Source organism: Methylotenera sp. L2L1, assembly GCF_000744605.1.
Lineage (GTDB): Bacteria > Pseudomonadota > Gammaproteobacteria > Burkholderiales > Methylophilaceae > Methylotenera.
In genome coordinates this window covers 2,464,522-2,488,046 of record NZ_JQMG01000001.1, presented here as the reverse complement: position 1 = coordinate 2,488,046, position 23,525 = coordinate 2,464,522, and the positions used below count along the sequence as shown (strand labels likewise).

The 23,525-nt window shown below is 45.0% G+C and carries 16 protein-coding genes; 5 read left to right on the top strand and 11 right to left on the bottom strand.

What is annotated here, in order from left to right; all coding sequences use genetic code 11:
• Positions 1-13: 13 nt before the first annotated feature.
• Positions 14-886, top strand: a complete 873-nt coding sequence (locus tag FG24_RS11710) for an EamA family transporter (RefSeq protein WP_036303585.1) — start codon at positions 14-16, stop codon at positions 884-886.
• Positions 887-987: 101 nt separating this feature from the next.
• On the opposite strand, the gene mltF is transcribed toward FG24_RS11710, so the two are convergent.
• From mltF to FG24_RS11675, 7 genes are all read right to left on the bottom strand, one after another.
• A complete protein-coding gene (gene mltF, locus FG24_RS11705; protein ID WP_036303583.1) occupies positions 988-2,385 on the bottom strand; it encodes a membrane-bound lytic murein transglycosylase MltF in 1,398 nt (465 codons plus the stop codon).
• Between the two features lie 32 nt (positions 2,386-2,417).
• The gene (rpiA, locus tag FG24_RS11700) at positions 2,418-3,089 is read right to left on the bottom strand and encodes a ribose-5-phosphate isomerase RpiA (protein WP_036303582.1); all 672 of its coding nucleotides are present in this window, start codon (positions 3,087-3,089) and stop codon (positions 2,418-2,420) included.
• A gap of 127 nt (positions 3,090-3,216) precedes the next feature.
• Positions 3,217-3,777, bottom strand: coding sequence for an elongation factor P (gene efp / locus FG24_RS11695; RefSeq protein WP_036303580.1), 561 nt, complete (start codon positions 3,775-3,777; stop codon positions 3,217-3,219).
• 36 nt (positions 3,778-3,813) lie between these two features.
• Entirely contained in the window at positions 3,814-4,974 is a 1,161-nt protein-coding gene (gene earP, locus FG24_RS11690) for an elongation factor P maturation arginine rhamnosyltransferase EarP (RefSeq protein WP_036303579.1), read from the bottom strand.
• 6 nt (positions 4,975-4,980) lie between these two features.
• Entirely contained in the window at positions 4,981-5,331 is a 351-nt protein-coding gene (locus tag FG24_RS11685; RefSeq protein WP_036303577.1) for a DUF3147 family protein, read from the bottom strand.
• A complete protein-coding gene (gene greB / locus FG24_RS11680) occupies positions 5,328-5,822 on the bottom strand; it encodes a transcription elongation factor GreB (protein ID WP_036303576.1) in 495 nt (164 codons plus the stop codon). The genes FG24_RS11685 and greB overlap by 4 nt, the downstream gene beginning before the upstream one ends.
• Positions 5,823-5,829: 7 nt before the next feature.
• Positions 5,830-6,222, bottom strand: coding sequence for a hypothetical protein (locus FG24_RS11675; RefSeq protein ID WP_036303574.1), 393 nt, complete (start codon positions 6,220-6,222; stop codon positions 5,830-5,832).
• A gap of 75 nt (positions 6,223-6,297) precedes the next feature.
• Here FG24_RS11675 and FG24_RS11670 point away from each other — a divergent pair, with 75 nt between their 5' ends.
• The 4 genes from FG24_RS11670 (at position 6,298) to hflX (ending at position 15,141) form a co-directional block, all read left to right on the top strand.
• A complete protein-coding gene (locus tag FG24_RS11670) occupies positions 6,298-9,009 on the top strand; it encodes a PD-(D/E)XK nuclease family protein (protein WP_036303573.1) in 2,712 nt (903 codons plus the stop codon).
• Positions 9,006-12,371 carry a UvrD-helicase domain-containing protein gene (locus FG24_RS11665; RefSeq protein ID WP_036303572.1) on the top strand — a complete coding sequence of 1,122 codons (3,366 nt, stop codon included), beginning with the start codon at positions 9,006-9,008 and terminating at the stop codon, positions 12,369-12,371. The genes FG24_RS11670 and FG24_RS11665 overlap by 4 nt, the downstream gene beginning before the upstream one ends.
• Positions 12,372-12,513: 142 nt before the next feature.
• A complete protein-coding gene (ald, locus tag FG24_RS11660) occupies positions 12,514-13,629 on the top strand; it encodes an alanine dehydrogenase (RefSeq protein WP_036303571.1) in 1,116 nt (371 codons plus the stop codon).
• A gap of 168 nt (positions 13,630-13,797) precedes the next feature.
• Positions 13,798-15,141, top strand: coding sequence for a GTPase HflX (hflX, locus tag FG24_RS11655; protein ID WP_036303570.1), 1,344 nt, complete (start codon positions 13,798-13,800; stop codon positions 15,139-15,141).
• A gap of 45 nt (positions 15,142-15,186) precedes the next feature.
• Here the strand turns inward: hflX and FG24_RS11650 are convergent, their stop codons facing one another.
• The 4 genes from FG24_RS11650 to FG24_RS11635 form a co-directional block, all read right to left on the bottom strand.
• Positions 15,187-17,154, bottom strand: coding sequence for a putative bifunctional diguanylate cyclase/phosphodiesterase (locus tag FG24_RS11650; protein WP_200876894.1), 1,968 nt, complete (start codon positions 17,152-17,154; stop codon positions 15,187-15,189).
• A gap of 226 nt (positions 17,155-17,380) precedes the next feature.
• Complete coding sequence (mfd, locus tag FG24_RS11645; protein WP_036303569.1) at positions 17,381-20,821, bottom strand: transcription-repair coupling factor; 3,441 nt, start codon at positions 20,819-20,821, stop codon at positions 17,381-17,383.
• 79 nt (positions 20,822-20,900) lie between these two features.
• A complete protein-coding gene (gene tldD / locus FG24_RS11640; RefSeq protein WP_036303568.1) occupies positions 20,901-22,376 on the bottom strand; it encodes a metalloprotease TldD in 1,476 nt (491 codons plus the stop codon).
• A 246-nt stretch (positions 22,377-22,622) separates the two neighbouring features.
• Positions 22,623-23,498: a carbon-nitrogen hydrolase family protein gene (locus FG24_RS11635; protein ID WP_036303567.1), complete on the bottom strand. Its 876-nt coding sequence runs from the start codon at positions 23,496-23,498 to the stop codon at positions 22,623-22,625.
• Between the last annotated feature and the right edge of the window lie 27 nt (positions 23,499-23,525).

The following is a 23,525-nucleotide window of genomic DNA, read 5'->3' as shown; positions in this document are numbered from 1 at the left end:
AACCGTAGTTTAAGTGGAAATCGTTTACGTATGTGGACGCCTGATATTTTCTCTGGCGTCCAATGTCTATCAAAAAAAGCTGTCAAATCAGGGCTTGCATCCGTTCTTTATTGTTGCCACTACCTATTGTGTCCTCAGCTTGTTAGCCGCACCTTTTCTTAGTGTGATTGAACTTAAGCATGTAACCAACACCTTTTGGCTAAATGTGTCACTGGCGTCATTGTTTGATGTAGCTGGTTGGATGTTTTTGGTGCTTTCACTCTCTAAGACAGACCTTTCAGTGTTTGGGCCGTTAAACGCTTATAAAGTGGTGGTCTCAATGTTGTTAGCGGTGTTGTTTCTCAATGAAATACCAAGTGTTCAAGGTCTTTTAGGGGTGTTGATTATTGTGGTCGGTAGTTTCTTTTTGATTCCACCCGTACGCACACATCAAGTAAGCAGATTGGGGAGTTTGTTTGCAGATAAAGGCGTTCGAGCACGCTTTCTATCGATTGTATTATTCTCAGTAGGGACGATTTTTCTTAAGAGATCAGTGGGCGATGGCGGGGCTCTAGTCACCATGGTTTTTTGGTCATTAATCGGACTGCCACTTATCCTAATTAGTAATTATTTTTTTCTTCCTAATAAAATACAACAAGAAATAAAAGCGACTAAGCCGCATTTGTACAGCATCGTGCTAATCGGCCTCATGGTTTTTTTCATGCAGTATCTGACGTTATTATTACTTGAACATATGCTGGTAGCCTATGCTTTAGCGCTTTTTCAATTGGGGATGGTCATGCAGGTATTGATTGGCTACCAAGTGTTCAATGAAAAGGATATTTTCAGGAAATTGCTGGCCAGTATCGTGATGATGCTCGGCAGTCTCTTGGTATTAATTGCTTAGTGCTGCACTTATCCTGCGTGAGTCTGGTTTGCTGCAATCATCACTATCTGAATCAATCTGCCTAATTCTACATTGCTGATTTAAGCCAAATTCAAGACAGGCTAATTGCGAGCAATTCTGAATTTATCTAGTTCAGGGTTGTGGCTAGGTTGATGCTTTTCTAATATACGCTGATAGCTGCGTACTGATTCTACAAAAATCACGGGCGCACCGCCGCTGGCATAACCGTATTTGAGTGTGGTGTAGTAATCAGGGTTTTTTAGTAGCACTAATGTTTTCTTCACATCGGCCCAGCTATCTGGATTTAATCCCAGTCTTTTTGCAAGCACTCTAGCATCCTCAACGTGCGCATAGCCGATATTGTAAGAGGCGAGTGCCATATAGGTTCTATCTGGCTCTGGGATACGGTCAGGGACGGTGTCGATTAATTTAAGCAAATACTTGGCGCCCGCAGGTATGCTTTGTTTTGGGTCTAGCCTGTCTGTTACGCCCATTAGGTCTGCTGTACCTTCTGTTAGCATCATGAGGCCGCGTACATTGGTCGGTGATGTGTTATAGGTGTCCCAATGTGACTCTCTGTAACTCAATGCTGCAAGTAATCGCCAATCGATACCAGTAATGTCCTGTGCTTGTTTAAATAAATGTATATATTTAGGTAGTAAGCTATTGCTGCGCTTGAGGAATGTAGTGACATCTAGTGAATTAAGACGTTTGTTGTGACCATAATAGCGATCAAGCAGATTACGTAAACTGCCATCTTGTTTGATTTTGGAAAAGAACGTATTTACTTTAGCGATCAGCTGAGGGTCTGAGTTCTTAGACATTGCCCATGCAATTTTATCGGCAGTACCTATTGGCATGGCAACGCTAAGAGAGGGGTGATAGTTTTGCATTAAAGCAGCCAGATGGCTATCGGAGACCGTGTAATCTAGTAAGCCGTCTGCAACTTCTTCTAGTAAAGATTCGGTATTGGTACGTTTCGCACTTTGCCATTTAAGTGCGCTATGTTTTTTCTGTAGGGCAGTTAGGTGCTCTTCGTAACTTGTCCCTTCTGGGACTGTAATTTTCTTACCGAAAGTGTCGGTAATGTCGTTTGGTTTTTTATTCACCTCACTATTGAAAATAAGTTGCTGCTGGGTTTCCTGATAAGGTGTTGAAAATATCACGAGACGCTTACGCAGGTGAGTGACGCTTAGGTTAGCGGCCGCAATGTGCGCCTTGCCTTTTAGTAGGCTCGGAATCACATCGCTGATGCTGTTGACTATTAAAAAACGAACTTCATGCTCTGGGTAATAGGTTTTCACAAATAGCGTGGCTAGGTCGTATTCAATCCCTGACGGCTGATTATCGTTGTTTAAATAATAGGTCGATGGACCATTGTGTGTAACAAACACAATTTCTTTTTTCTTGGGGTCGATGGCAGGGGCTTTATCAATCTCATCTGCCGGTTTACAGCCAATAACACAAATACACAGAAATGCGATGATGACAGCGCGCATCGACTGTATATTTTGGATGAGCGTTAACAAGCTTAGCGCTCGCTCACAACGCCATCTTGGGCGATTAACACAAGGTCAGTGAGTTGATGAAAAATCCCATGCTCAACCACCCCTGGCGTGTTGTTGATTAGTGCGTTCAATGTGCTGGCATCAATCCTGCTGTCAAACTTCATATCAAGCACATAGCTGCCATGAGACGTTATCCAAAAACCATCTTTTGCTGCATTTGGACGTAGGTCACCAGCACCGCCAATCGCCTCTAAGTTCTTTTTTGCCATTTGCCAAGCAAACGGGATGACCTCAATAGGGATAGTGAAATTTTGCCCGATATGGCTGACTAATTTGCTTGCATCTGCGACCACGATAAACTGTGTCGCAGCTTTGGCTAACAGTTTTTCTTTCACAAGATCGCTGCCACGGCCTTTGAGTAAGGTATTGTCTGGGGTGATTTCATCTGCGCCATCGACATATAAGTCAATGCTGCTGACATGCTCTATTGCAACGATGGGTAACTGTAATGACTGTGCTTTTTGTGCGCTGATGGTAGAGCTTGCGATGGTTGTAAACTTTAGGCCTTGTTCCTGCTTTAGCCGCGCAAGTTCTTCAATGAAAAAGTTTGCTGTTGAACCTGTACCTAGACCAACTAGCATGCCATCTTTTACGTATTTAGCTGCATGTAGCGCGACTAATTGTTTGTCATTCATTTTGCATCTCCATGACTTTTGTACTTATTGTTATGACTATATTAACGCTATTTACTTTCCTTAGTCATAAAAAAAGGGAGCTAGTTGCTCCCTTTTTAAATAATTTTTCTATTTTTTGATAGTCAAATTATTTCATCACGCGGTTTTTGTATTCGCCTGTACGTGTGTCAATTTCAATTTTGTCGCCTTGAGCACAGAATAGTGGTACTGGTAATTCAAAGCCTGATGCAATTTTAGCTGGTTTCATTACTTTACCTGAGGTGTCGCCTTTAACTGCTGGCTCAGTGTAAGTGATTTCACGCACAACAGTTGTTGGTAACTCAACTGTGATGGCTTTACCATCGTAAAAGCGTAAGTCAGCTGGCATGCCGTCTTCTAGGTATGGTAATGCATCTTCCATGAACTCTGCGTCTACATCGTATTGGTTGTATTCAGCATCCATGAATACGTAAGTTGGGTCAGCAAAGTAAGAGTAAGTGACTTCTTTTTTCTCAAGTACGATTACGTCAAACTTATCACCAGCGCCATAAATGCTTTCGCTAGGCGCTTCTGTTAATAAGTTTTTGAACTTCATTTTTACAACCGCAGTGCTACGGCCTGATTTGTTGTATTCTGCTTTTACTACAACGAGTGGAACGCTATCCACCATAATCACGTTGCCGGCGCGGAGTTCTTGTGCTGTTTTCATAGGTTGCCTTAAATTCTAAATGCGTGAAATCGCGCATTATACCTTATTTTCTGCGATATTTTTTATCATTTTTTCACTAAAAATCACTAACTTAGTAGCAAGGTCAGTTTGCTGTGAGTAAGTGGCGGACTGTTGCAGGCTGTATGTGCTGAGTGCTGTCAGTTTGTTTAAATAGCCCTGCCATATGGCGCTTGAAACCTGTTCGGATTGCCATGCATCATGCAAAGCAAATGCTGCTTCTATATCAGTACTTTCACATTCAGAAAAATATAGGTTTAAAAATGCATGGAGTTTTTTAATGTGCGTTTGTTCTGTTTGTAGGTAGGGTTGCCAAATGAACGGCTTGCCTGCCCAAATGGCGCGTATCCAACTATCTTCACCACGTACAAAGTTGATATCGCAGTGGCTGAGTAATTTATCGTAATCGTCTTGGCTTAAAAACGGGACGACATGCACGGTGAGGTTGTGGTGTGTAAGTTGGCCGCCTATATGCAATAAGCCCTGTTCAGCATTTTGCCCAAAAAAGTTGGCTACACTAGGTAAAATGCTGCTGGCAGGTACATAACAGCTTACACGTTGGTTGGACGCCGCCATGGCTGTTAATAATGAGGCGATAGGTGCGTGCGGATAACAAAATAACGATATTTTTAGGTCGTCATTAGCCGGTAAATCTAAGCTTTTTAAAAAGTCTTGTTGGTGAGCTTGGTTGTTTACGCTCTCTTGCTTAGTTTTAACAATTTCATGTTCTCGTAGTAGTCCGCCAGTGTTGGTGGTAAAGCCGGGGAAAAAGAAGTGGCGTGTTAACTGGCCACGTTTTGAGCTTTTTGCATGAAAGTCATCTACCCAAGTTTCAGCTGATAGGTATTCTAAATTGATCCAGATAGTATCAGGATGCATTAATGCTAAATAGGATGGTGGCAGTTCGCAGGCGAAGCTTTCAATCACCACCTGAGCAGCATGGGTGAATGTGGTCTCTGTATGCCATGAAACAATGGTTATGTTTTGAATGGTTTGCTGCGCTAGTGAGGTGTCTAGCGCTGGAATCAGTTGTTCGGCAACGTTAAGGTCGTCAATGAATAAACGGATGTTTAAGTGATGTTCTTTCTGGAGTTGTCTGGCAAGGCGCCAGCACACACCAATGTCGCCGAAGTTGTCGACTATTTTGCAGAAGATATCCCAATGCTTGTTGGTTGCCATTTGAATCTACAGCAAGTGGATGTTGAAAACTTTGAGCAATTGGGCGTACCAATAAAACAGCACGATGGTCAGTAAAATACAGGCGATTAGTGTTGGCCAGAATCCAAGTCTGGGTAAGAGTAGTGCGAAGACAGGGAACATGGGCAATGTTGGTATCACATACCAAAACGTATAGTACGCGTGGTTAGCGATTTTAGCCGTGGGTTGGTGTTCAACGTATAGCCAAATTAAACTGATAATAGTGATGATAGGTAACGCGGCCACTAATCCGCCAACTTTATCGCTGACTTTGGCGATTTCGGAAATAAGGACGATAGCTAAAGCAGTCAGCAGGTATTTGATAATGAGATAACTCATGGTTTTAGGTATTGAATCTCAATGATTTCAAAAGTCTCTTCACCTTTGGGCGTGGCAGCGCGTACGGTATCGCCCACGGATTTGCCTAGTATGGATTTTGCTAATGGTGAAACCCAGCTGATATAACCTTTGCTGGGTTCTAGCTCATCTTTGCCTACAATGCGATAAGTAAGCTCTGTGTCATCATCTAGGTTGTATAAAGTAACCCATGCGCCAAAGTATACCTTTTCTAGGTGTTGCTGCTGGCTTGCGTCTACAATTTCGGCTAAATCCATGCGTCGCATCAGGTGGCGGCAACGGCTATCGATTTGGCGCAGACGCCGTTTCCCGTAAATGTAGTCACCATTCTCGCTACGGTCGCCGTTGCTGGCAGCCCAAGAAACAGTGCGAACGACTTCTGGGCGCTCAATCTTATATAGCTGATGAAACTCTGCTTTAAGTGCGGCAAAACCTTCAGGGGTAATGTAGTTTTTTTCGTCGGTAGCGGCCATGAGATGATTAGGGGGTGGCCTTAATTTCGTCTAGCAATTGCACATCTTTGACATAAAAGCTGGTTTCGCCAAAACAAGTGGTGGGCACGCCTTTGTGCTCTTCATAAATCAATCGCACACGTTCGCCAACGGTAGTGTTGATTTTCTTGGCTACGCTTTCATCTCTGACTGTGAAAAAGAATTTTTCAGCTTGCGTGCCTGGCATTGAGACTAAGATGAGCTCACCTTCATAGGTTTTGCAAACCCAGCCTTTTTGCGATAGCTTTTGTACATAGCCTGCGCGCTCGCCAGAGGAGTAAACCCAGCTCAATGAAGCCAATGTGTAAAGTGCGAACAGGCTGGCAGGCAAGAGTAATAAAAAGATGAAATAAGTAAGAATTTTTTGAAATCGATTGACCATGGTTCTTTTCAGACTTTCGGTTATGAATGAAGCTATTTTATTTGCCTATTGCAAATAATCCAATAGAATTGTGAAATGACTTTACAGCCTCTTATTCTTTGCCCATCAGCCCGCTTGGCACGCAGTATTCAAAACGACATTGCACAACAGCAGATTGCGGCAGAGAAAAACCAGTGGGTTAGTCCTGATGTGCAGACTTTATCGCAATGGTTAGATCGTATCATTGAAGAGGGTTTGCTGACAGGTGAGATTGTAGCGCAATCATCTCCGTACGCTTTGAGTACATTCAACGAACAGCTGTTATGGGAAGAAGTCATTACACAGTCGCTGAAGAAAAATGCATTTGGCGAGTTGTTTGATGTTTCTGGGTTGGCAAAAGCAGCGATGGAGGCTAACCGCTATGTGGTCGCTTGGAATTTGCATGTACCACGCGAGCACCAAGCAGAGGAGTCGCGTCAGTTTATGCTGTGGCAGCATGCTTTTCAGGCGCGCTGCGGTGAGCTGAATGCACTGGAAGGCGTGCGTTATTTAGATTGGCAGTTATCGCATTTGGCTAATGTCAGCAGTGTGTTGCCGTCTCGTATTGAGTTTGCTGGGTTTGACCAAACCGCACCACAAGAAAAACGATTGCGCGATATTTTAATGCAGCGTGGTGTAGAGGTGGCTGACTATATCACCACAGCAAGTGAGCCTGCGCGCGCGCAGCATGCATGTTTAGAACGTGGTGATGCAGAATGTAGGGCGGCTGTGGCGTGGGCAGAGGAGTACCTGCGCGAGCATCCTAGCGCGACGATTGCCATTGTCACACCCAGATTAAGCGAGGTGAGAAATCAACTAGCCGATTTGCTGGATGATGTTTTTTACCCTGAGAGTGTGCGTCCTAGCTTGGCTGCAATGCCGCGGCGCTATAACTTTTCTTTAGGTACACCGCTAGCTCAACAGCCTGTGATTCAAGCGGCTTTGAATCTGTTAAGGTTAGTGACAGCGTATCAGTTAGCCTATGCAGATGTATCTGCCATGCTGCTTTCTCCATTTTGGTCTGCGAGCCAGCAAGAGGCGGATGTAAGAGCTTTGCTTGATGCAAAGATGCGCGAGAAGCTACCTATGCAGTTTACTTTGGTGCATTTTATTGAGTTTGTGCAAAAGCAGCATGACGATGGCCTGAACTTAGCGCAACTATTACATGATATTAAATCAGTGATTGCAGCTATTCCAAGCAAAGCCGTGTATGCATCACAGTGGGGGAGTTTGTTGGACGGCTTGCTTGACCATTTGCGTTGGCCAGGTGAGCGCAATATCAGTAGCCTTGAGTATCAGGCGATGAATGCATGGCAAAAGGCATTGCAGCAGTTAGCACAATTGGATGTACTGGGGAAACGACTATCAGCAAATCAGGCTGTGGCTTATTTGCAGCAAATTTGTACGAATCAAGTGTTTCAGCCTGAAACCGAGCAGGTGCCAGTGATTCAGATATTGGGGATTATGGAAGGGCTGAGCGCACCAGTCGATGCGATTTGGTGTATGCATATGAATGACCATATTTGGCCGCCCCCTGCACGCCCTAACCCGTTGCTACCTGCTTTTATTCAGCGTTTGGCAGGGTTGCCGAATGCAGATAATAGTATTCAGGCGACGTTTGCGGCAACCATACACCAGCGCTTATTGCATTCTGCGCGGCAGCTTATATTTTCAAGTAGTCGTACTGAAGGTGAGAGCCAACTACGTGCATCACCTTTGATGCAAAACATACCCGTATTTAACACTGAGTTACCGTTGGCTGAGACATTAGCTGAACAGTTAAGCGCTAAAGCACACGAGAGCCAAGCAAACGAAACTTTGGCACATATTGATGACCATATGGCGCCGATTGTGAACGAAGGTGAGCACGTTTCCGGTGGCACTGGCTTGTTGAAAGCACAAGCGATTTGCCCTGCCTGGGCATTTTATCAATACCGCTTAGGGGCGAAAGCGCTCAAAGTACCTACCAGCGGATTAGACAGTATCACGCGTGGTTCATTAGTGCATGATGTGTTGGAGCGGTTTTGGCGTAAACGTCATTTTGCAGATTTACGCGACATGAGTTTTGATGATTTCACCAAAGCGTTAACGCAGGCGGTGACGCTTACATTAGAGGCTTTTGTGTCAGAAAATGATGTTGCATCACCAGCGATACTTGAATTAGAGCATGAGCGACTTTTTAAACTGATTGGTGATTGGCTACAGTTTGAAAAAGAACGTGGTGTGGTGTTTAAGATAGTGGGTTGTGAAGTCGCAAAAGTCGTGCAAATTTGTGGGATTGAAGTGACTTTGAAAATCGATCGCATTCACCAGTTAGAGAGCGGTGGTTTAGAATTTATTGATTATAAAACAGGGCAAACGCCTAAAACTAAAAACTGGGGTGAAGACCGTATTACTGAGCCGCAGTTGCCAATCTATGCCAGCTTTTATGCCGATACCGCAGACCATGTTGCCGGCATCTATTTTGGGATGGTAAAAACTGCTGATCATGAATTTTCTGGTGTGGGTGAGGATAACTTCGAGACTGAGCAAGCCAAACGTAAACCAACTTTCACACAAAATTTTGTAGATTGGCAGCATTTGTTAAACCATTGGAAAGCATCTATCGAAGAAATTGCACTCGAACTGAGGGCGGGCGAAGCAGCCACCCGTTTTAATGATGAGGCAGACTTGATGTACTGCGAAGTGACCACCTTGCTCAGGCTGCCTGAGCGTCAATTACAATTTGAGCGGTTTCAAGGTGCTAACTCACAAGGTGGTCGTGTATGAGACCAGACCAAGTGAACCACATGGCGTCAGATGCTTTAGCGGATGATGCACAAAACCGTTTACGTGCGCTCGACTTAACTTCATTTATTGTTGAAGCACCTGCCGGCGCGGGTAAAACAGAGTTGCTTACACAGCGATATTTAAAGCTATTGCAAACGGTCAAGGCACCTGAAGAGATTATTGCAATTACTTTTACCAATAAAGCGGCGGCAGAAATGCGCTTGCGGATTTTGGATAGTTTATTAAGAGCTGCCAACCAAGATAAGCCTGCAGAGCCACATAAGCAAATTACTTATGATTTAAGTTTGAGGGCGTTGCAACAATCTGAACAGCACAGTTGGCAATTGATTGAAAACCCATCTCGGCTACGTATTTTTACCATTGATAGTTTATGTGCGCATTTAGCAAGGCAAATGCCACTAATGAGTCGTTTTGGCGCACAGCCCGGGGTGACGGTTGATGCCGGTGTTTTATATGCACAAGCGGCAGAACAGGCACTTGCTTTGGTGGATAGTGCTGAGCATAGCGAGTTGGTAAAAGCTGCACTGCGCTATGTAGATAATGATGCAAATCAGCTTAAAAGTCTGCTAGTCAAAATGCTGGAAAAACGCGACCAATGGCTGCATCACGCACAGCATGAGGTCGATGCAGAAGCATTGCAGCAAACGTTACGCTATTTGGTCGAGCAGGAGCTGGAAACAGCTACGCTTGCCTTGCCATTTAGGTTGCAGCATTTGTTAATGCCGATAGCACGATTTGCCGCGTCTAACTTGCCATGTGACCATGCGATTGCTTTATTGTTAGATTGGGAAACGCCGATTGTACAAAAACAAGAAGCGCTGCCTATGTGGTGTGCTGTGGCGGAGTTGTTACTAACTGCTAAAGGTGAGGCACGTAAAGAAGCGGGGCTTAATGTAAAAGTTGGCCTTCCCGCTACTGATGAAGGCCGTGCCCAAAAGAGTGCATTGGTTGAGATCATCAATGCGATTGAGGATGTTAATGCTCTGCATCGCGTGCGTTCATTACCAAATTTAAGTCATGAAAGCACGGGTTGGCAAATCATTACAACGCTTTCTAAGCTGCTGACGCTTGCAGTTGCTGAGTTGTGGTTGGTATTTCAACGTGCGGGAGAAGTGGATTTTGTTGAGATTGCCCAACGCGCCACACATGCATTGTCTGACCATTTTGGTGAGCCAACAGAATTAGCGCTAAAGCTTGATTATCAGATTCAGCATTTGTTGGTAGATGAGTTTCAAGATACCAGCCCTAGTCAAGTAGCGTTGATTGAGCAGCTAACGCTTGGCTGGCAGGCTGATGATGATGGACGTACCTTGTTTGCGGTAGGTGACCCGATGCAGTCTATCTACCGTTTTCGTAAGGCAAATGTTGGCCTGTTTATTGATGCCGCTGTCAATGGCATTGGTAGTATCTATCTGGAGCGCTTACAGCTTTATCGTAACAATCGCTCATGTCCTGAAGTCGTAAATTGGATTAACCAGACCTTCGCACCGATATTTCCACTGCATGATGAAGTGATGCAAGGGTCGATTCATTACCGGCCATTTATTGCGACAAAGCAGGCACTACCAGATGCGGGTGTAGAAGTGCACCCTATTATTAAGCAAGCCGATGAAAACTACGAAACCGCAGCGCAACGTGAAGCTGAAGCGGTCATTCGTATTATTCAAAAAGAGCGTACAACTAACCCGAACCAAAAAATTGCGGTGCTAGTGCGCTCTAAAAAACACTTGGCAAATTTGGTGAGCCAATTGCGCCGCGATTATAAAGAGACTCCTTTTCAGGCGGTGGAGATTGAAGCGCTTGAAGGTCGCCAGATTGTGCAAGATTTACTTTCACTGATGCATGCATTGCACCATCGTGCGGACCGCGTGCACTGGTTGGCGATTCTGCGCGCACCGTGGTGTGGCTTAACTTTGCAGGATTTATATACGTTGGCTGGGCATGCGCATCATCAAACGATTTGGTCGCTAATGCAGGATAACGAGCTTGTTGGCCGTTTGTCTGCCGATGGGCAAGCGCGTCTACTTCATGTGCGTGAAGTGTTACTAGAAGCTTATGCAAACCAAGGCCGTATGAATGTAAGCCGTTGGATTCGTGGCGTGTGGTTAATGCTAAACGGGCCAGATTGCTTGTGGGAGCAGGCTGATGTGATAGATGTACAAGCGTTTTTTGCTTGTTTGGATAATCTCGACCGTAGTAATCAGTTTTCACCAGAGCGCATGCAAGGTGAAATTACCAAGTTGTTTGCCGCACCTGATAGCCATGGTGAGCATCTGCAAATGATGACGATACATAAATCTAAAGGCTTAGAGTTTGATACGGTCATTTTGTTGGGGCTAGGCGCATCAACTGGCGGCAATAATAGCGATCAACCTTTAGTGCTATGGGAAGAGGTTAAAACGCCATACAGTCATGAGTTGCTTGCTGCGCCCTATATTCCTAAAGGCGCGCGCGATAAAGAGTCGGTGAGCCCTTATGATTATTTGGCATCACGTGAAAAAGCGCGGGATGCCAATGAATCTGCACGGGTGCTTTACGTGGCGGCAACGCGTGTAGAGCGTAAATTGCATTTGGTCGGCATTGCTAATCAAAATGCAAAGGGCGAGATTAGCGCCACCAAAAATACTTATTTGGATTTATTATGGTCTACAGTTGCGCCGATATTTGAAGCTGATTTGCAACTGGACTCTAGTCATCAAGAGCACAAGGATATTACAAGCTTTACGCCACAACTGGTAAGGCTTGCCAAGCCTGCTGTGCCGTCAATTCTACAGACGAATAAAGCGACAGCACTGTATTCAAAACCTAATACAAAACCTAGTTACCAGAGTAGTCTAGAAGCCGATATTGGTACCCTGGCTCATCGATATATGGAGATGATTGCACAACAAGGGTTGTCTCATTGGACGGAGTCTCACATCGAAACACTTTCGCCTGCCATGCAATACTGGTTGCGTCAGCGAGGGCACGTAGAGTCTATAGCCAACGATGCAGCGGTTACCGTACAAAAGATATTAAAACAGACCCTGAATAGTGCAGATGGTCAGTGGGTGCTAAAAACAAGACCTGATGCAGGCGCTGAGCTGGGTATTACTCGCTGTCAAAATGATGTGGTGAAAAGCTATGTGATAGACCGTACGTTTATTGAAGATGGTATCCGTTGGATTATTGATTACAAATCAGTGAGTTTAGAGCGTAATCTGACAGATAGTGAACTGAAAACAATTGCCGCGCAATATCGTGCTCAGTTAGAAGACTATGCAACACTATTTGCAGATCAAGTGGCGCCTGTACAAAAGGCTATTCTGTTTTTAAGTTTAGGAAAGTTAGTCATTATATAACAACTGTGCAATTAGCTTGGGTAAAGCTTAGTCAGTTGCTACAGCGCCAGCACCGTAACCAAAGTACCGTAACCAAAGTACCGTAACCAAAGTACCGTAACCAAAGTACCGTAACAAGAAAATAATGAAGGAGTGTTTGCTCATGCTCATTGGTGTGCCTAAAGAAATAAAAGTACAAGAATACCGAGTAGGCCTAGTACCTGAGAACGTGCGTGAGCTAGTATCACGAGGCCATGAGGTGATGGTAGAGGCCGGCGCAGGTATTGGCATTAGTGCCACAGATGAACACTATCTGGCGGCTGGTGCAAGCATTGTTCAATCTGCACAAGAGCTATTTAAAAGCGCTGAATTGATTGTTAAAGTCAAAGAGCCGCAAGCCTTGGAGCGGCAGTGGTTACAGTCAGGGCAGATGCTGTTTACTTATTTGCATCTCGCGCCAGACCCGCAGCAAGCAAGTGAGCTTATAGATTCTGGCGCAACCTGTATTGCTTATGAAACGGTAACGGGTAAAGTTGGATTACCATTATTGGCACCGATGTCTGAAGTGGCAGGTAGGCTTGCAGTGCAGGCGGGTGCCTATTTTCTTGAAAAAGCGCATGGCGGCTTAGGCATATTGCTGGGAGGCATCCCGGGAGTGGAGCCTGCCATGGTCACTGTGCTTGGTGGCGGTGTAGTAGGGGTACATGCGATTGATGTTGCGCTTGGCATGGGTGCTAATGTCACCGTATTAGATCGCAATATTGATGTATTGCATAAGCTTCAAAAGCAGTTTGGCCATCGATTGCATACTGTTAGCTCAACAGCCGATGCGATTGAACAGCACTGCATCATGGCTGATTTAGTGATTGGTGCAGTTTTGATTCCTGGTGCGTCAGCCCCTAAGCTGATTACGCGTGAAGTGGTAGCGCGTATGAAATCTGGTAGTGTGATTGTCGATGTGGCGATTGATCAGGGCGGTTGCTGTGAAACAGCGCATCCCACTACGCACGATGCACCGACTTATATCGTGGATGGCGTGATTCATTACTGCGTAGCAAACATGCCGGGCTCTGTGCCCCGCACCTCAGCGTATGCGCTTAATAATGCCACTTTGCCTTATGTGATTGCGCTGGCAGATAAAGGCTTACAAGCATTGCGCGATGATGAAGATTTGAGAAATGGCTTAAATATTCATCAAGGCAAAGTGACTAATTTACCTGTGGCTACTGCATTAGGGTTTGCTTTTCATGAGCCAGCAGAAGCCTTGGGCATGCTGTAAATGTATGATGGAAGAAAGTGCCTAGTTGTTTTTCTGAGAGCATGATTCTTAAAACTTAACTGAATAATTAAACGTAAATAAATAGTATCCAACCTTGAAACTCAATAAGGTCAAATCGCACTTTTCAGGTACTATCTGACCTCAACAAATTAAGACACAAAGTACCTAATGCAAAAAGAAGTTAAAGAGCGTTCAAATCTCGCGCTAGTCGCGGCTGTTCAATTGCCCAACGTCAGTGATGCCGAGTTTGAAGCCTCACTCACCGAGCTACGCGAACTTGCAAAAACCTTAGGTTACGATGTGGTGAAGACCTTTGTACAGAAACGAGCCGGGTTTGATATTAAAGCCTATCTCGGTGAAGGTAAGCGTGAAGAAATTCGCGCTTTTGTTAATCATGAGTCATATGATATCGAGTTTGATAAAGCGCCACCTAATATCAACGATTGGGAAATTGACACAGTACTAGTCGACCATGAAATATCGCCATCACAAGCGCGTAATCTTGAAAAAGAAGTGGGTTGTGAGGTGATGGACCGCACCATGGTGATTCTGGAGATTTTTCACCGCAATGCCCGCTCTCGTGCAGCACGTGCACAAGTTGAAATTGCACGTTTAGGTTATATGGCACCACGCTTGCGTGAAGCTGCAAAACTAGCCGGGCCTCAAGGCCGGCAGCGTAGTGGTGAAGGCGGGCGCGGTGCTGGTGAGTCACATACTGAGCTGGATAGACGTAAAATACGTGACCGCATTGCTGAGTTGCAGCAAGATATTCTCGCGATGGAAGCAGAGCGTAAAACACAACGTGCGCGCAGGCAAGAGCGCCAAGGCTTGGCTGGGGTTGCACTGGTTGGGTATACCAACGCTGGTAAATCTACCATGATGCGAGCACTGACAGGCAGTGAAGTGCTAGTGGCTAATAAATTATTTGCCACATTGGATACCACTGTGCGTGCGCTTTACCCAGAGAGTATCCCGCGTATTCTGGTGAGCGATACAGTTGGTTTTATTAAGAACCTGCCACACGGCCTTGTGGCCTCATTTAAATCAACACTAGATGAAGCACTAGATGCATCGCTGTTGCTACACGTGATTGACGCCAGTGACCCAGGGTTTGAACGTCAACTTGAAGTGACCAATCATGTACTAAGCGAGATTGGTGCAGATGAAGTACCACGCATTAAAGTATTTAATAAAATTGATTTTGTAGGTGATGATGCGGCACAAGCAGCATTAACGCTTACTTTGCAAAGCCGTTACCCAGATTGCGTGGTGATGAGTGCGAAGCGGCCTGAAGATGTAGCGAAGCTACATAAAAAGATCGTAGCGTTTTATCAGCAGGACCAAGTGGAGACCGAGCTGTTTCTGCCTTGGGAAGCACAGCAGTTACGTAAAGATATTTATGCGAATTGCCAAGTATTAGCAGAAACTTCTGACCATGAGGGTGCGTTTTTTAAAGTGCGCGGAGAGCCTAATGCAATTAAAAAGCTGACTGAGAGCGTTAAGCCTAAGTGAAAGCGTTAAATCAGTGAACGTGTTAAATTAAGTGAAAGAATTAAATTAGTTTAACGAGAAGTTAGATTGTGTAGCATTCAGTAAATTTTCAAACTGGTCGACCATCACTGGTCTTGAGTATAAATAGCCTTGCGCAAAGTCACAACCAGCATTGCGTAATAAATCACGTTGCTCATGGGTCTCAACGCCTTCAGCAATTACCTGCATGCCAAGTTTGTGTGACATTTCGATAATTGCCTCGCACAGCACCATGTCGCTTGAGTTAGGACTGATGTTTGAGGTAAAAGAGCGGTCAATCTTGACATAATCAATATCAAATCTGCGCAGGTATGCGAGTGATGAGTAGCCAGTGCCAAAATCATCAATCGCAACTTTTATCCCTGCTTCTCTAAACGCATTCAGTTGGTTAATCACAGACTCCCTAGCATCAAGCAGCAAGCCCTCTGTAATCTCGACAATAAAACTATCTCCTGATAACCCTAGTAGTTTTAGCTGTTCTATCCAATTAGTGCAGTTGTCGTGCACACTTCTAAATTGCACCGGTGATTTATTCACGCTGACTTGCAGGTTGGGGTAGTGTTGCTTCCACTTTGCGGTTTGACTGGCCACTTCATTAAAAAGCCAATCGCCAATATCTACAATTAAGCCAGTATCTTCAGCCACTGGAATAAACTCATCAGGACTCACTAAACCGCGCGTTGGGTGTTGCCAGCGTATCAGCGCTTCTGCTTTGTAAATAGCACCTGTTGCAAGGTCCACAATCGGCTGATAGTAGACTCTAAATTGGTTGTCATTTAAAGCACCCCATAAATCGCTGATTAAGCGCATACGTTTTAATGCTTCTTCTTGCATGATCGGCGTGAAATATTGGAAGCGGTTTCGTCCTTGCTCTTTAGCCGCATACATTGCCTGGTCAGCATTTTTGAGTAAGAGTTCTACTTCACTCCCATCTTTAGGATAGTTACTAATGCCGATACTGGTTGAAACATGGATGACTTCATCGCCAAGGTGAAAGGGGCTGGTCACTTTATCTAAAATATCTTGTGCAATACGCTCGATGTTTATTTGGCTATTCATGTCATTCAGAATAATGGTGAACTCATCACCGCCCATGCGCGCCACAGTGTCGGATTCCCTCACGCAACTTTCAAGGCGTTGCGCTACGTTTTTTAGTAGCATATCGCCCATGTCGTGTCCGAGTGAATCGTTCACTTCTTTAAACTTATCTAAGTCTAAAAACATGAGTGTTACGGTTTGCCCTGTGCGTTGTGCCTTTTTAATATCTTGTCTAAAACGGTCAAGAAATAACACGCGATTTGGTAAGCCTGTTAATTGGTCATAGTGCGCTAAATGCGTGACTTGAGCTTCTGATGTTTTACGGTTGGTAATGTCGGTATGGGTGCCGATCATCCTCAGCGGTTTCCCATCTTTAGACCTGCTCACTGTCATGCCACGAGCCAATGTCCATTTCCAAGAGCCATCTTTGCAGCGTAGGCGAAATTCAGAAATGTAGACGTCATTATTGCCCGAGAAGTAATTTTGAACATCACCAATTAGTATTGCTAAGTCATCGGGGTGAACCAGCTCTCTGCCGGCAGTAGCGGTGGCGGCTATTTCATTTTCTGCGTAACCGTAAATCTCATGCCAGCGAGAGGAACGAAAAACATGGTCGGATGGTATGTCCCAATCCCATACCCCATCACCAGAGCCTTCAAGTGCAAACTTCCAGCGCTCTTCACTTGCTTGCAGTGATTCTTCAATGCATTTTTGTTGTTGTAAGGTTTGGCGGAACAGGGAGTATAGGATAACTGCTGTGACCAAAATAAAGGCGACACCTTTATAGGTGTTAAACAATGAGAACTCTTCGTGATCAGTAATGAGCTTAAATAGCGCTGAGTCTGTCGTTAATATCCAAAGCAAGCCGAATGCAATGTAGATGCCTACGATGCGCAAGACGATTAAATCTAGCTTGGGTATTTTTTTACTAAATAACTGATTGAAGAGCTTATTCACTACACTACGCCTTTACCTGCTTTTAGCTAGCATTGTAAATTGATTTTACGGTGTTACAAGATTTACTTATGCAGTCTAGCGCTATTTTTATATTATGCGATTTAATGGTAACTGTTTGAATAGTATGTTAATTATTTACATTTACTCAGTGAGGATGTAAATTTTAAGATAATTTACACGAAGTTGTGTGAATAAGCACCTCCTCGTGCAAACTTTCAAACATTATCTATGCAAACTCTTTGAGTAAACTCTTCACAAAATCCGCACGTAGATTAATCGCTTCAAACTCTACTGACACCCTAAGTTTATCTGGCCCATTCATGCGGCATCTTCTGTCGCGTTGTAATAGGTTAATTAACTTCAGCGGATCTATATCGGCTTTAGGGTTAAATTGTAATTGAATCGCCGCATCCGAGGCGTCAATTTTAATGATACCCAGCGGCTTAGCAGCAATACGCAAGCGGTGGCATGCTATCAGTGCCTCACCTTGTTCTGGCAGTAAGCCAAAGCGGTCAATTAGCTCTTCTTGCAAGTTATCTAAGCTATCGTCATCGTTGCAGTTGGCTAGGCGTTTATAAATTACCAAACGTTCATGCACATCTGGGCAATACTCATTGGTGAGTAGTGCAGGGGTGTGCAGGTTGATTTCTGTGGTCACGCCTAAAGGTGCATTTAGGTCTGGTTCTTTGCCAGCTTTCAGTTGCTTCACGGCGTGGTTCAACATATCGGCATATAAATTAAAGCCGATTTCTTGCATTTCACCGCTTTGTGAGTCACCTAGCAATTCACCTGCGCCACGAATCTCTAAGTCGTGCATCGCAAGGTGGAAACCTGCGCCTAGGTCTTCCATTAACTGAATCGCATCTAAGCGTTTTTGTGCCTGTACCGTAATTTTACGGCCAGCCTCAGTCAATAGGTAAGCATAGGCTTGATGATGCGAGCGTCCAACACGGCCGCGTAGTTGATGCATTTGCGCTAGGCCAAACATGTCTGCTTTGTTCATGATGATGGTATTGGCGGTTGGCACGTCAATACCCGTTTCAATAATCGTGGTGCACAACAATAGGTTGTAGCGCTGATGATAAAAATCACGCATCACATGCTCTAGTTCACGTTCGCGTAACTGTCCGTGTGCAACGGCAATGCGTGCATCTGGCAGAATACGCTCAAGTTTTTCACGCATGGAATGTATCGTATCTACCTCATTGTGTAGGAAATACACTTGACCGCCGCGTTTAAACTCACGGGTCACCGCTTCACGGATAATGCCTTCTGAATATTCGGTATGGAATGTTTTAATGCTTAAGCGTTTTTGCGGTGGTGTAGCAATCACACTAAACTCACGTAAACCTTCCATTGCCATGCTTAATGTACGCGGAATAGGGGTTGCTGTCAGTGTCAGTACATCAACCTCTGCACGTAATGCTTTGAGTTGCTCTTTTTGACGCACGCCAAAACGGTGCTCTTCATCCAAAATCGCTAGGCCTAAGTTTTTGAACTTCACGTCTTTTTGAATCAAGCGGTGGGTGCCGATAATAATATCAATTTCACCAGCCTCTAGTCCACGTAAAGCTTCAGCTTGTTCTTTGGCTGTTCTGAAACGTGAGATTTCTGCGATTTTAATGGGCCACTCGGCAAAGCGGTCACTAAAGTTATTAAAATGCTGCTCAGCAAGCAGGGTGGTCGGTACTAGCACTGCAACCTGACGCCCACCCATGACAGCAACAAATGCTGCGCGCAGGGCTACCTCGGTTTTACCAAAGCCAACATCACCACATACCAACCTATCCATCGGACGGCCTGATTGCATGTCTTTAATGACGTTTTCAATCGCTTCCAGTTGGTCTGGCGTTTCTTCAAACGGAAAGCCTTCACAGAATGCTTCGTAATCTTGCAGACTTAAGGTGAATGCATGACCACGTCTGGCAGCACGTTGCGCATAAAGATTCAGTAATTCTGCCGCAGTGTCACGAATTTGTTTCAGTGCTTTTTTCTTGGCTTTTTCCCAGCTGCCGCTGCCTAAGCGATGCAAAGGCGCAGATTCTGGCGGTCCACCAGAGTAGCGTGAGATAAGAAATAATTGTGATACCGGCACATACAGCTTGTCATCACCGTAATACTCTAACAGTAAGAACTCAGTTTCACCTTCGCCTAGGTCTAGGTTAATTAAACCTTTGTAACGACCTACACCGTGTTGTTCGTGTACAACAGGGTCGTTAATGCGCAACTCAGATAAGTCTTTGAGCATGCCTTCGGTGCTACGTGCTTTTTCTTTCTCTCGACGGCGCTGCTGGCGCACGGTAGCTGCATAGAGCTCCGCTTCAGTCACAATGGCAATTGACTGTGCATGATTGTCTTTAAAAGCGACACCACTGTGTAGTGTGCTTACGCCCAACATCACGTGTGCATCACTAGCTTGGAACTCAGCCCAAGTTTCGCAGATGGCGACTTTTAAGCCATGTTCTGCAAACAGTTGGCTCATGGTTTCACGACGACCAAGACTTTCAGCCACAATGAGGATGCGACCTTTAAACTGACTGATAAATGCGGTTAATTTATGTAGCGGTTGCTCTGCGCGACGTTCAATATCGAGTGCTGGTAGTGTGCTGGTAGTCTTTCCAGCTTCCAAAGTACCGCTAGTGAGTACCACTCTGGCAAAGGTATGTGTAGCACTGAAAAAGTCTTCAGTTTTAATCAGCAGTTTTTCTGGTGGCAGTAATGGCCGCTCAGCGTCATGGGCCAAGGTGCGATAGCGTGATTGCGCCTCTCGCCAAAACTGCTGTGCACTTGAATCTAGGTCACCATGCAGACATAATAGGCTGTCAGTCGCTAGATAGTCCAGCAAAGTGGCAGTCTGTTCAAAAAATAGGGGTAAATACCACTCAATACCACCCGAGGCGATACCTTTACTTACGTCTTTATAGATTTTTGCGCGTTGCGGGTCGCCTTCAAATGTTTCGCGGAATTGGCTGCGGAATAGCGCAATTCCCGTTTCATCTAATGGAAACTCACGTGCCGGCAGTAAACGTATTTCTGGCACTGGGTAAAGGCTACGCTGTGTGTCTACGTCAAAAGTGCGGATGGTTTCAATTTCATCGTCAAACAGGTCAATCCGATACGGTAGTGCAGAACCCATCGGGAATAAATCTACTAAACCGCCACGTACACTGAATTCACCGTGTGAGATCACTTGCGTCACATGATGGTAACCCGCTTCTGCACATTGCAGTCGCAGTGCTTCAATATCCAGTGTCTGCCCTTTTTTGAGCATAAAGGTATTGGCACTTAAATAAGCCTTAGGACTTAAGCGAATCAGCGCTGTTGCCAAAGGCACAATCACGACATCACAGGCGTTCTGTGCGATATGGTAGAGCGTAGTAAGGCGGTCTGAAATTAAGTCAGGGTGCGGAGAAAACTGGTCATAAGGTAAGGTTTCCCAATCCGGTAGCAAATGCACTGATAAATCTGGCGCAAAGTAAGGGATTTCCTCTAATAGCCTTTGCGCATCAAATCCGCCCGCAGTGATAATCACTAAGGGTTGATTAGGTTTCTGCGCCTTGGATTGCGTTGCTAACATCGCCAGTGCAAAAGCATCTTCGCCACTGTTTTTGAGTGTTAGCCGATTCGCTTGGCCTTTATTGGGAATTGGCAGGGTGTTCTGCGTCATGGGATTATGATTTTGTTGCGATGAGAAAGGGCAGATTATAACGGCTGTTCACAAACAACCGTTATAAAATCTATATTATTTAGGCCGTGCCGCCCACGGTTAAGCCATCAATTTTTAGGGTTGGTTGTCCAACACCTACTGGCACGCTTTGTCCTTCTTTACCGCAAGTGCCCACGCCTGAGTCAAGCGACATGTCGTTACCAATCATGGACACGCGTTTCAGCACATCTGGACCGTTACCAATCAGGGTTGCGCCTTTGACTGGATAGGTAATTTTGCCGTCCTCAATCATATAGGCTTCTGCGGCGCTAAATACAAACTTGCCGCTAGTGATATCGACCTGACCACCACCGAAATTGGCGGCATACAAACCTTTTTTAACAGACTTGATGATTTCTTCAGGCGGTAGTGTGCCGTTGAGCATGTAAGTATTAGTCATACGTGGCATTGGCACATGTGCGTAACTTTCACGGCGTGCATTGCCTGTAAGTGGCATATTCATGAGGCGTGCATTTAATGTGTCTTGAATATAACCACGTAAGATACCATCTTCAATCAGTACAGTTCTATTGGTTGGGTTGCCTTCATCATCGATGCTAAGTGAACCGCGACGGTCTGCAATCGTGCCATCATCAACAATGGTAATGCCTTTTGCCGCTACTTGCTGCCCAATCATATTGCTAAAGGCAGAACTACCTTTGCGGTTAAAGTCACCCTCTAAGCCGTGGCCAATTGCTTCATGTAACAAAATACCAGGCCAGCCCGCACCTAATACTACTGTCATGCTGCCAGCAGGGGCAGGGCGTGCGTCTAAATTAACCAGTGCCTGATGCACTGCTTTTTGTGCATACTCGTGCAGGACTTCATCGGTGAAATAGCTGTAGTCAAAACGGCCACCACCGCCAGCTGAACCTTGCTCGCGACGACCATTGCTTTCTGCAATGACGTTAATGCCAACACGGACTAAAGGGCGAATGTCCGCAGCCATCACTCCATCATGACGTGCCACCATCACCACTTCATACTCACCAGCTATTGATGCAGTCACTTGCGTGATGCGTGGGTCTAATTTTCTTGCTATTGATTCTAAATGCTCTAAAAGTCTCACTTTTGCATCTGCTGAAAGTGAGGCAATCGGGTCTTGCGGAAGATATAACTGCGGAGCTTGAGGCTTGATGATTGAGCTTGCAGTTTGTTCATTACCCAAGCTTGAGATCGACTTTGTCGCTTTGGCTGCTTCTACCAGCGCTTTTAAATTAATATCATCAGAGTAGGCAAATGCGGTTTTCTCACCACTCACCGCGCGTACGCCAACCCCTTGGTCGATTGAAAAATTACCAGATTTCACCTGACCTTCTTCTAGCCCCCAGCTCTCACTACGGCTATATTGAAAATATAAGTCGGCATAGTCAATTTGGTGAGACATCATGTCGGCGAGTACATTTTGTAATTTTGCTACATCTAAGTTCGCGGGTGCGAGCAATGCTTCGGTAGCGGCATCAAAATGCGAACCTTTGATAAGGTTGGTATGCGGTAGTGATGATTCAGTTTTCATGAGTATATTTTCAAAAAGTATTCGGTAAGCAAAAGTAACGAGTTGGGCTATATTTCAACAAACGCTTATTTTTAGCAAACACTAAGGCCAGATAGAAATTATCCAGCTGAGTCATGCGTAATACAAAGCGTGCAGCATGTTATGCAGATATTTAGCCAGATAACATTTTACTGTGATGGTGCTAACCACATGCACCTGTCAGCATCAGTGGCGAAATAGTCACGCCTCAAATCCTGATACGTACCGTTATCCGACAACCTTAATGGTGCGATGTTTCAATGCAGGCAAACTTTTTCGTAAACTTTCTTGATAGGTTGGATTCATGGTTGCCATGACAACGCCTGAGCCGCGTGGTAAGCGATCAAGCACAACTCCCCATGGGTCTACAATCATACTATTGCCATGTGTTTCACGTCCTGATATATGGTAGCCACCTTGTGCAGGTGCAATCACATAACTTAAGTTTTCTATCGCACGCGCACGAATCAGGCTTTCCCAGTGCGCTTTACCTGTGGTATCTGTAAAGGCAGAAGGCACGACAATAATACTGACCTCTCCCATCGCGCGGTATAGCTCTGGGAAGCGCAAATCATAGCAAATTGATAAGCCGATTTTGCCGAATGGGCTATTGATCACGATTACTGTATCGCCAGCTTCAATCGTTTTTTCTTCAGTGTAATGTTCATTACCTAGTTTTAGGCCGAACAGATGGATTTTATCGTAGCGCGCAACCTGTTTACCTTTGTCATCGAACACTAGGCAGCTATTGCGCACTTTATTGGGCGCATCACACACTAAGGGCACAGAGCCACCAATTAACCAGACCTTATGTTTTTTTGCAGTTTTGCTCAGAAAGTCCTGAATTGGGCCTTTGCCTTCTTCTTCACGGGCTGCTACTTTGTCAGACTCTTTTAAGCCCATGATGGCAAAGTATTCGGGTAATACAATCAGCTTTGCACCTTGGTTAGCGGCAATCTCAATTAGGCGTTCAGCTTCACTTAAATTGGCACTAACATAAGGGCCAGATGCCATTTGAATGCCTGCTATTTTAGCAATGCCTTTCGTGGCATTTTGGCTGCTGAGTTTAGCTTTGGTAGTTGTTACGCGAGAAGTGATAGCCATGTGATATCCAAACAGTTTTTAAATTCT

Bases quoted from the DNA above. Each gene is read 5' to 3' on its own strand.
- mltF (WP_036303583.1), bottom strand. From the start codon at position 2,385: ATGCGCGCTGTCATCATCGCATTTCTGTGTATTTGTGTTATTGGCTGT.
- rpiA (WP_036303582.1), bottom strand. From the start codon at position 3,089: ATGAATGACAAACAATTAGTCGCGCTACATGCAGCTAAATACGTAAAA.
- efp (WP_036303580.1), bottom strand. From the start codon at position 3,777: ATGAAAACAGCACAAGAACTCCGCGCCGGCAACGTGATTATGGTGGAT.
- earP (WP_036303579.1), bottom strand. From the start codon at position 4,974: ATGGCAACCAACAAGCATTGGGATATCTTCTGCAAAATAGTCGACAAC.
- FG24_RS11685 (WP_036303577.1), bottom strand. From the start codon at position 5,331: ATGAGTTATCTCATTATCAAATACCTGCTGACTGCTTTAGCTATCGTC.
- greB (WP_036303576.1), bottom strand. From the start codon at position 5,822: ATGGCCGCTACCGACGAAAAAAACTACATTACCCCTGAAGGTTTTGCC.
- FG24_RS11675 (WP_036303574.1), bottom strand. From the start codon at position 6,222: ATGGTCAATCGATTTCAAAAAATTCTTACTTATTTCATCTTTTTATTA.
- FG24_RS11670 (WP_036303573.1), top strand. From the start codon at position 6,298: ATGACTTTACAGCCTCTTATTCTTTGCCCATCAGCCCGCTTGGCACGC.
- FG24_RS11665 (WP_036303572.1), top strand. From the start codon at position 9,006: ATGAGACCAGACCAAGTGAACCACATGGCGTCAGATGCTTTAGCGGAT.
- ald (WP_036303571.1), top strand. From the start codon at position 12,514: ATGCTCATTGGTGTGCCTAAAGAAATAAAAGTACAAGAATACCGAGTA.
- hflX (WP_036303570.1), top strand. From the start codon at position 13,798: ATGCAAAAAGAAGTTAAAGAGCGTTCAAATCTCGCGCTAGTCGCGGCT.
- mfd (WP_036303569.1), bottom strand. From the start codon at position 20,821: ATGACGCAGAACACCCTGCCAATTCCCAATAAAGGCCAAGCGAATCGG.
- tldD (WP_036303568.1), bottom strand. From the start codon at position 22,376: ATGAAAACTGAATCATCACTACCGCATACCAACCTTATCAAAGGTTCG.
- FG24_RS11635 (WP_036303567.1), bottom strand. From the start codon at position 23,498: ATGGCTATCACTTCTCGCGTAACAACTACCAAAGCTAAACTCAGCAGC.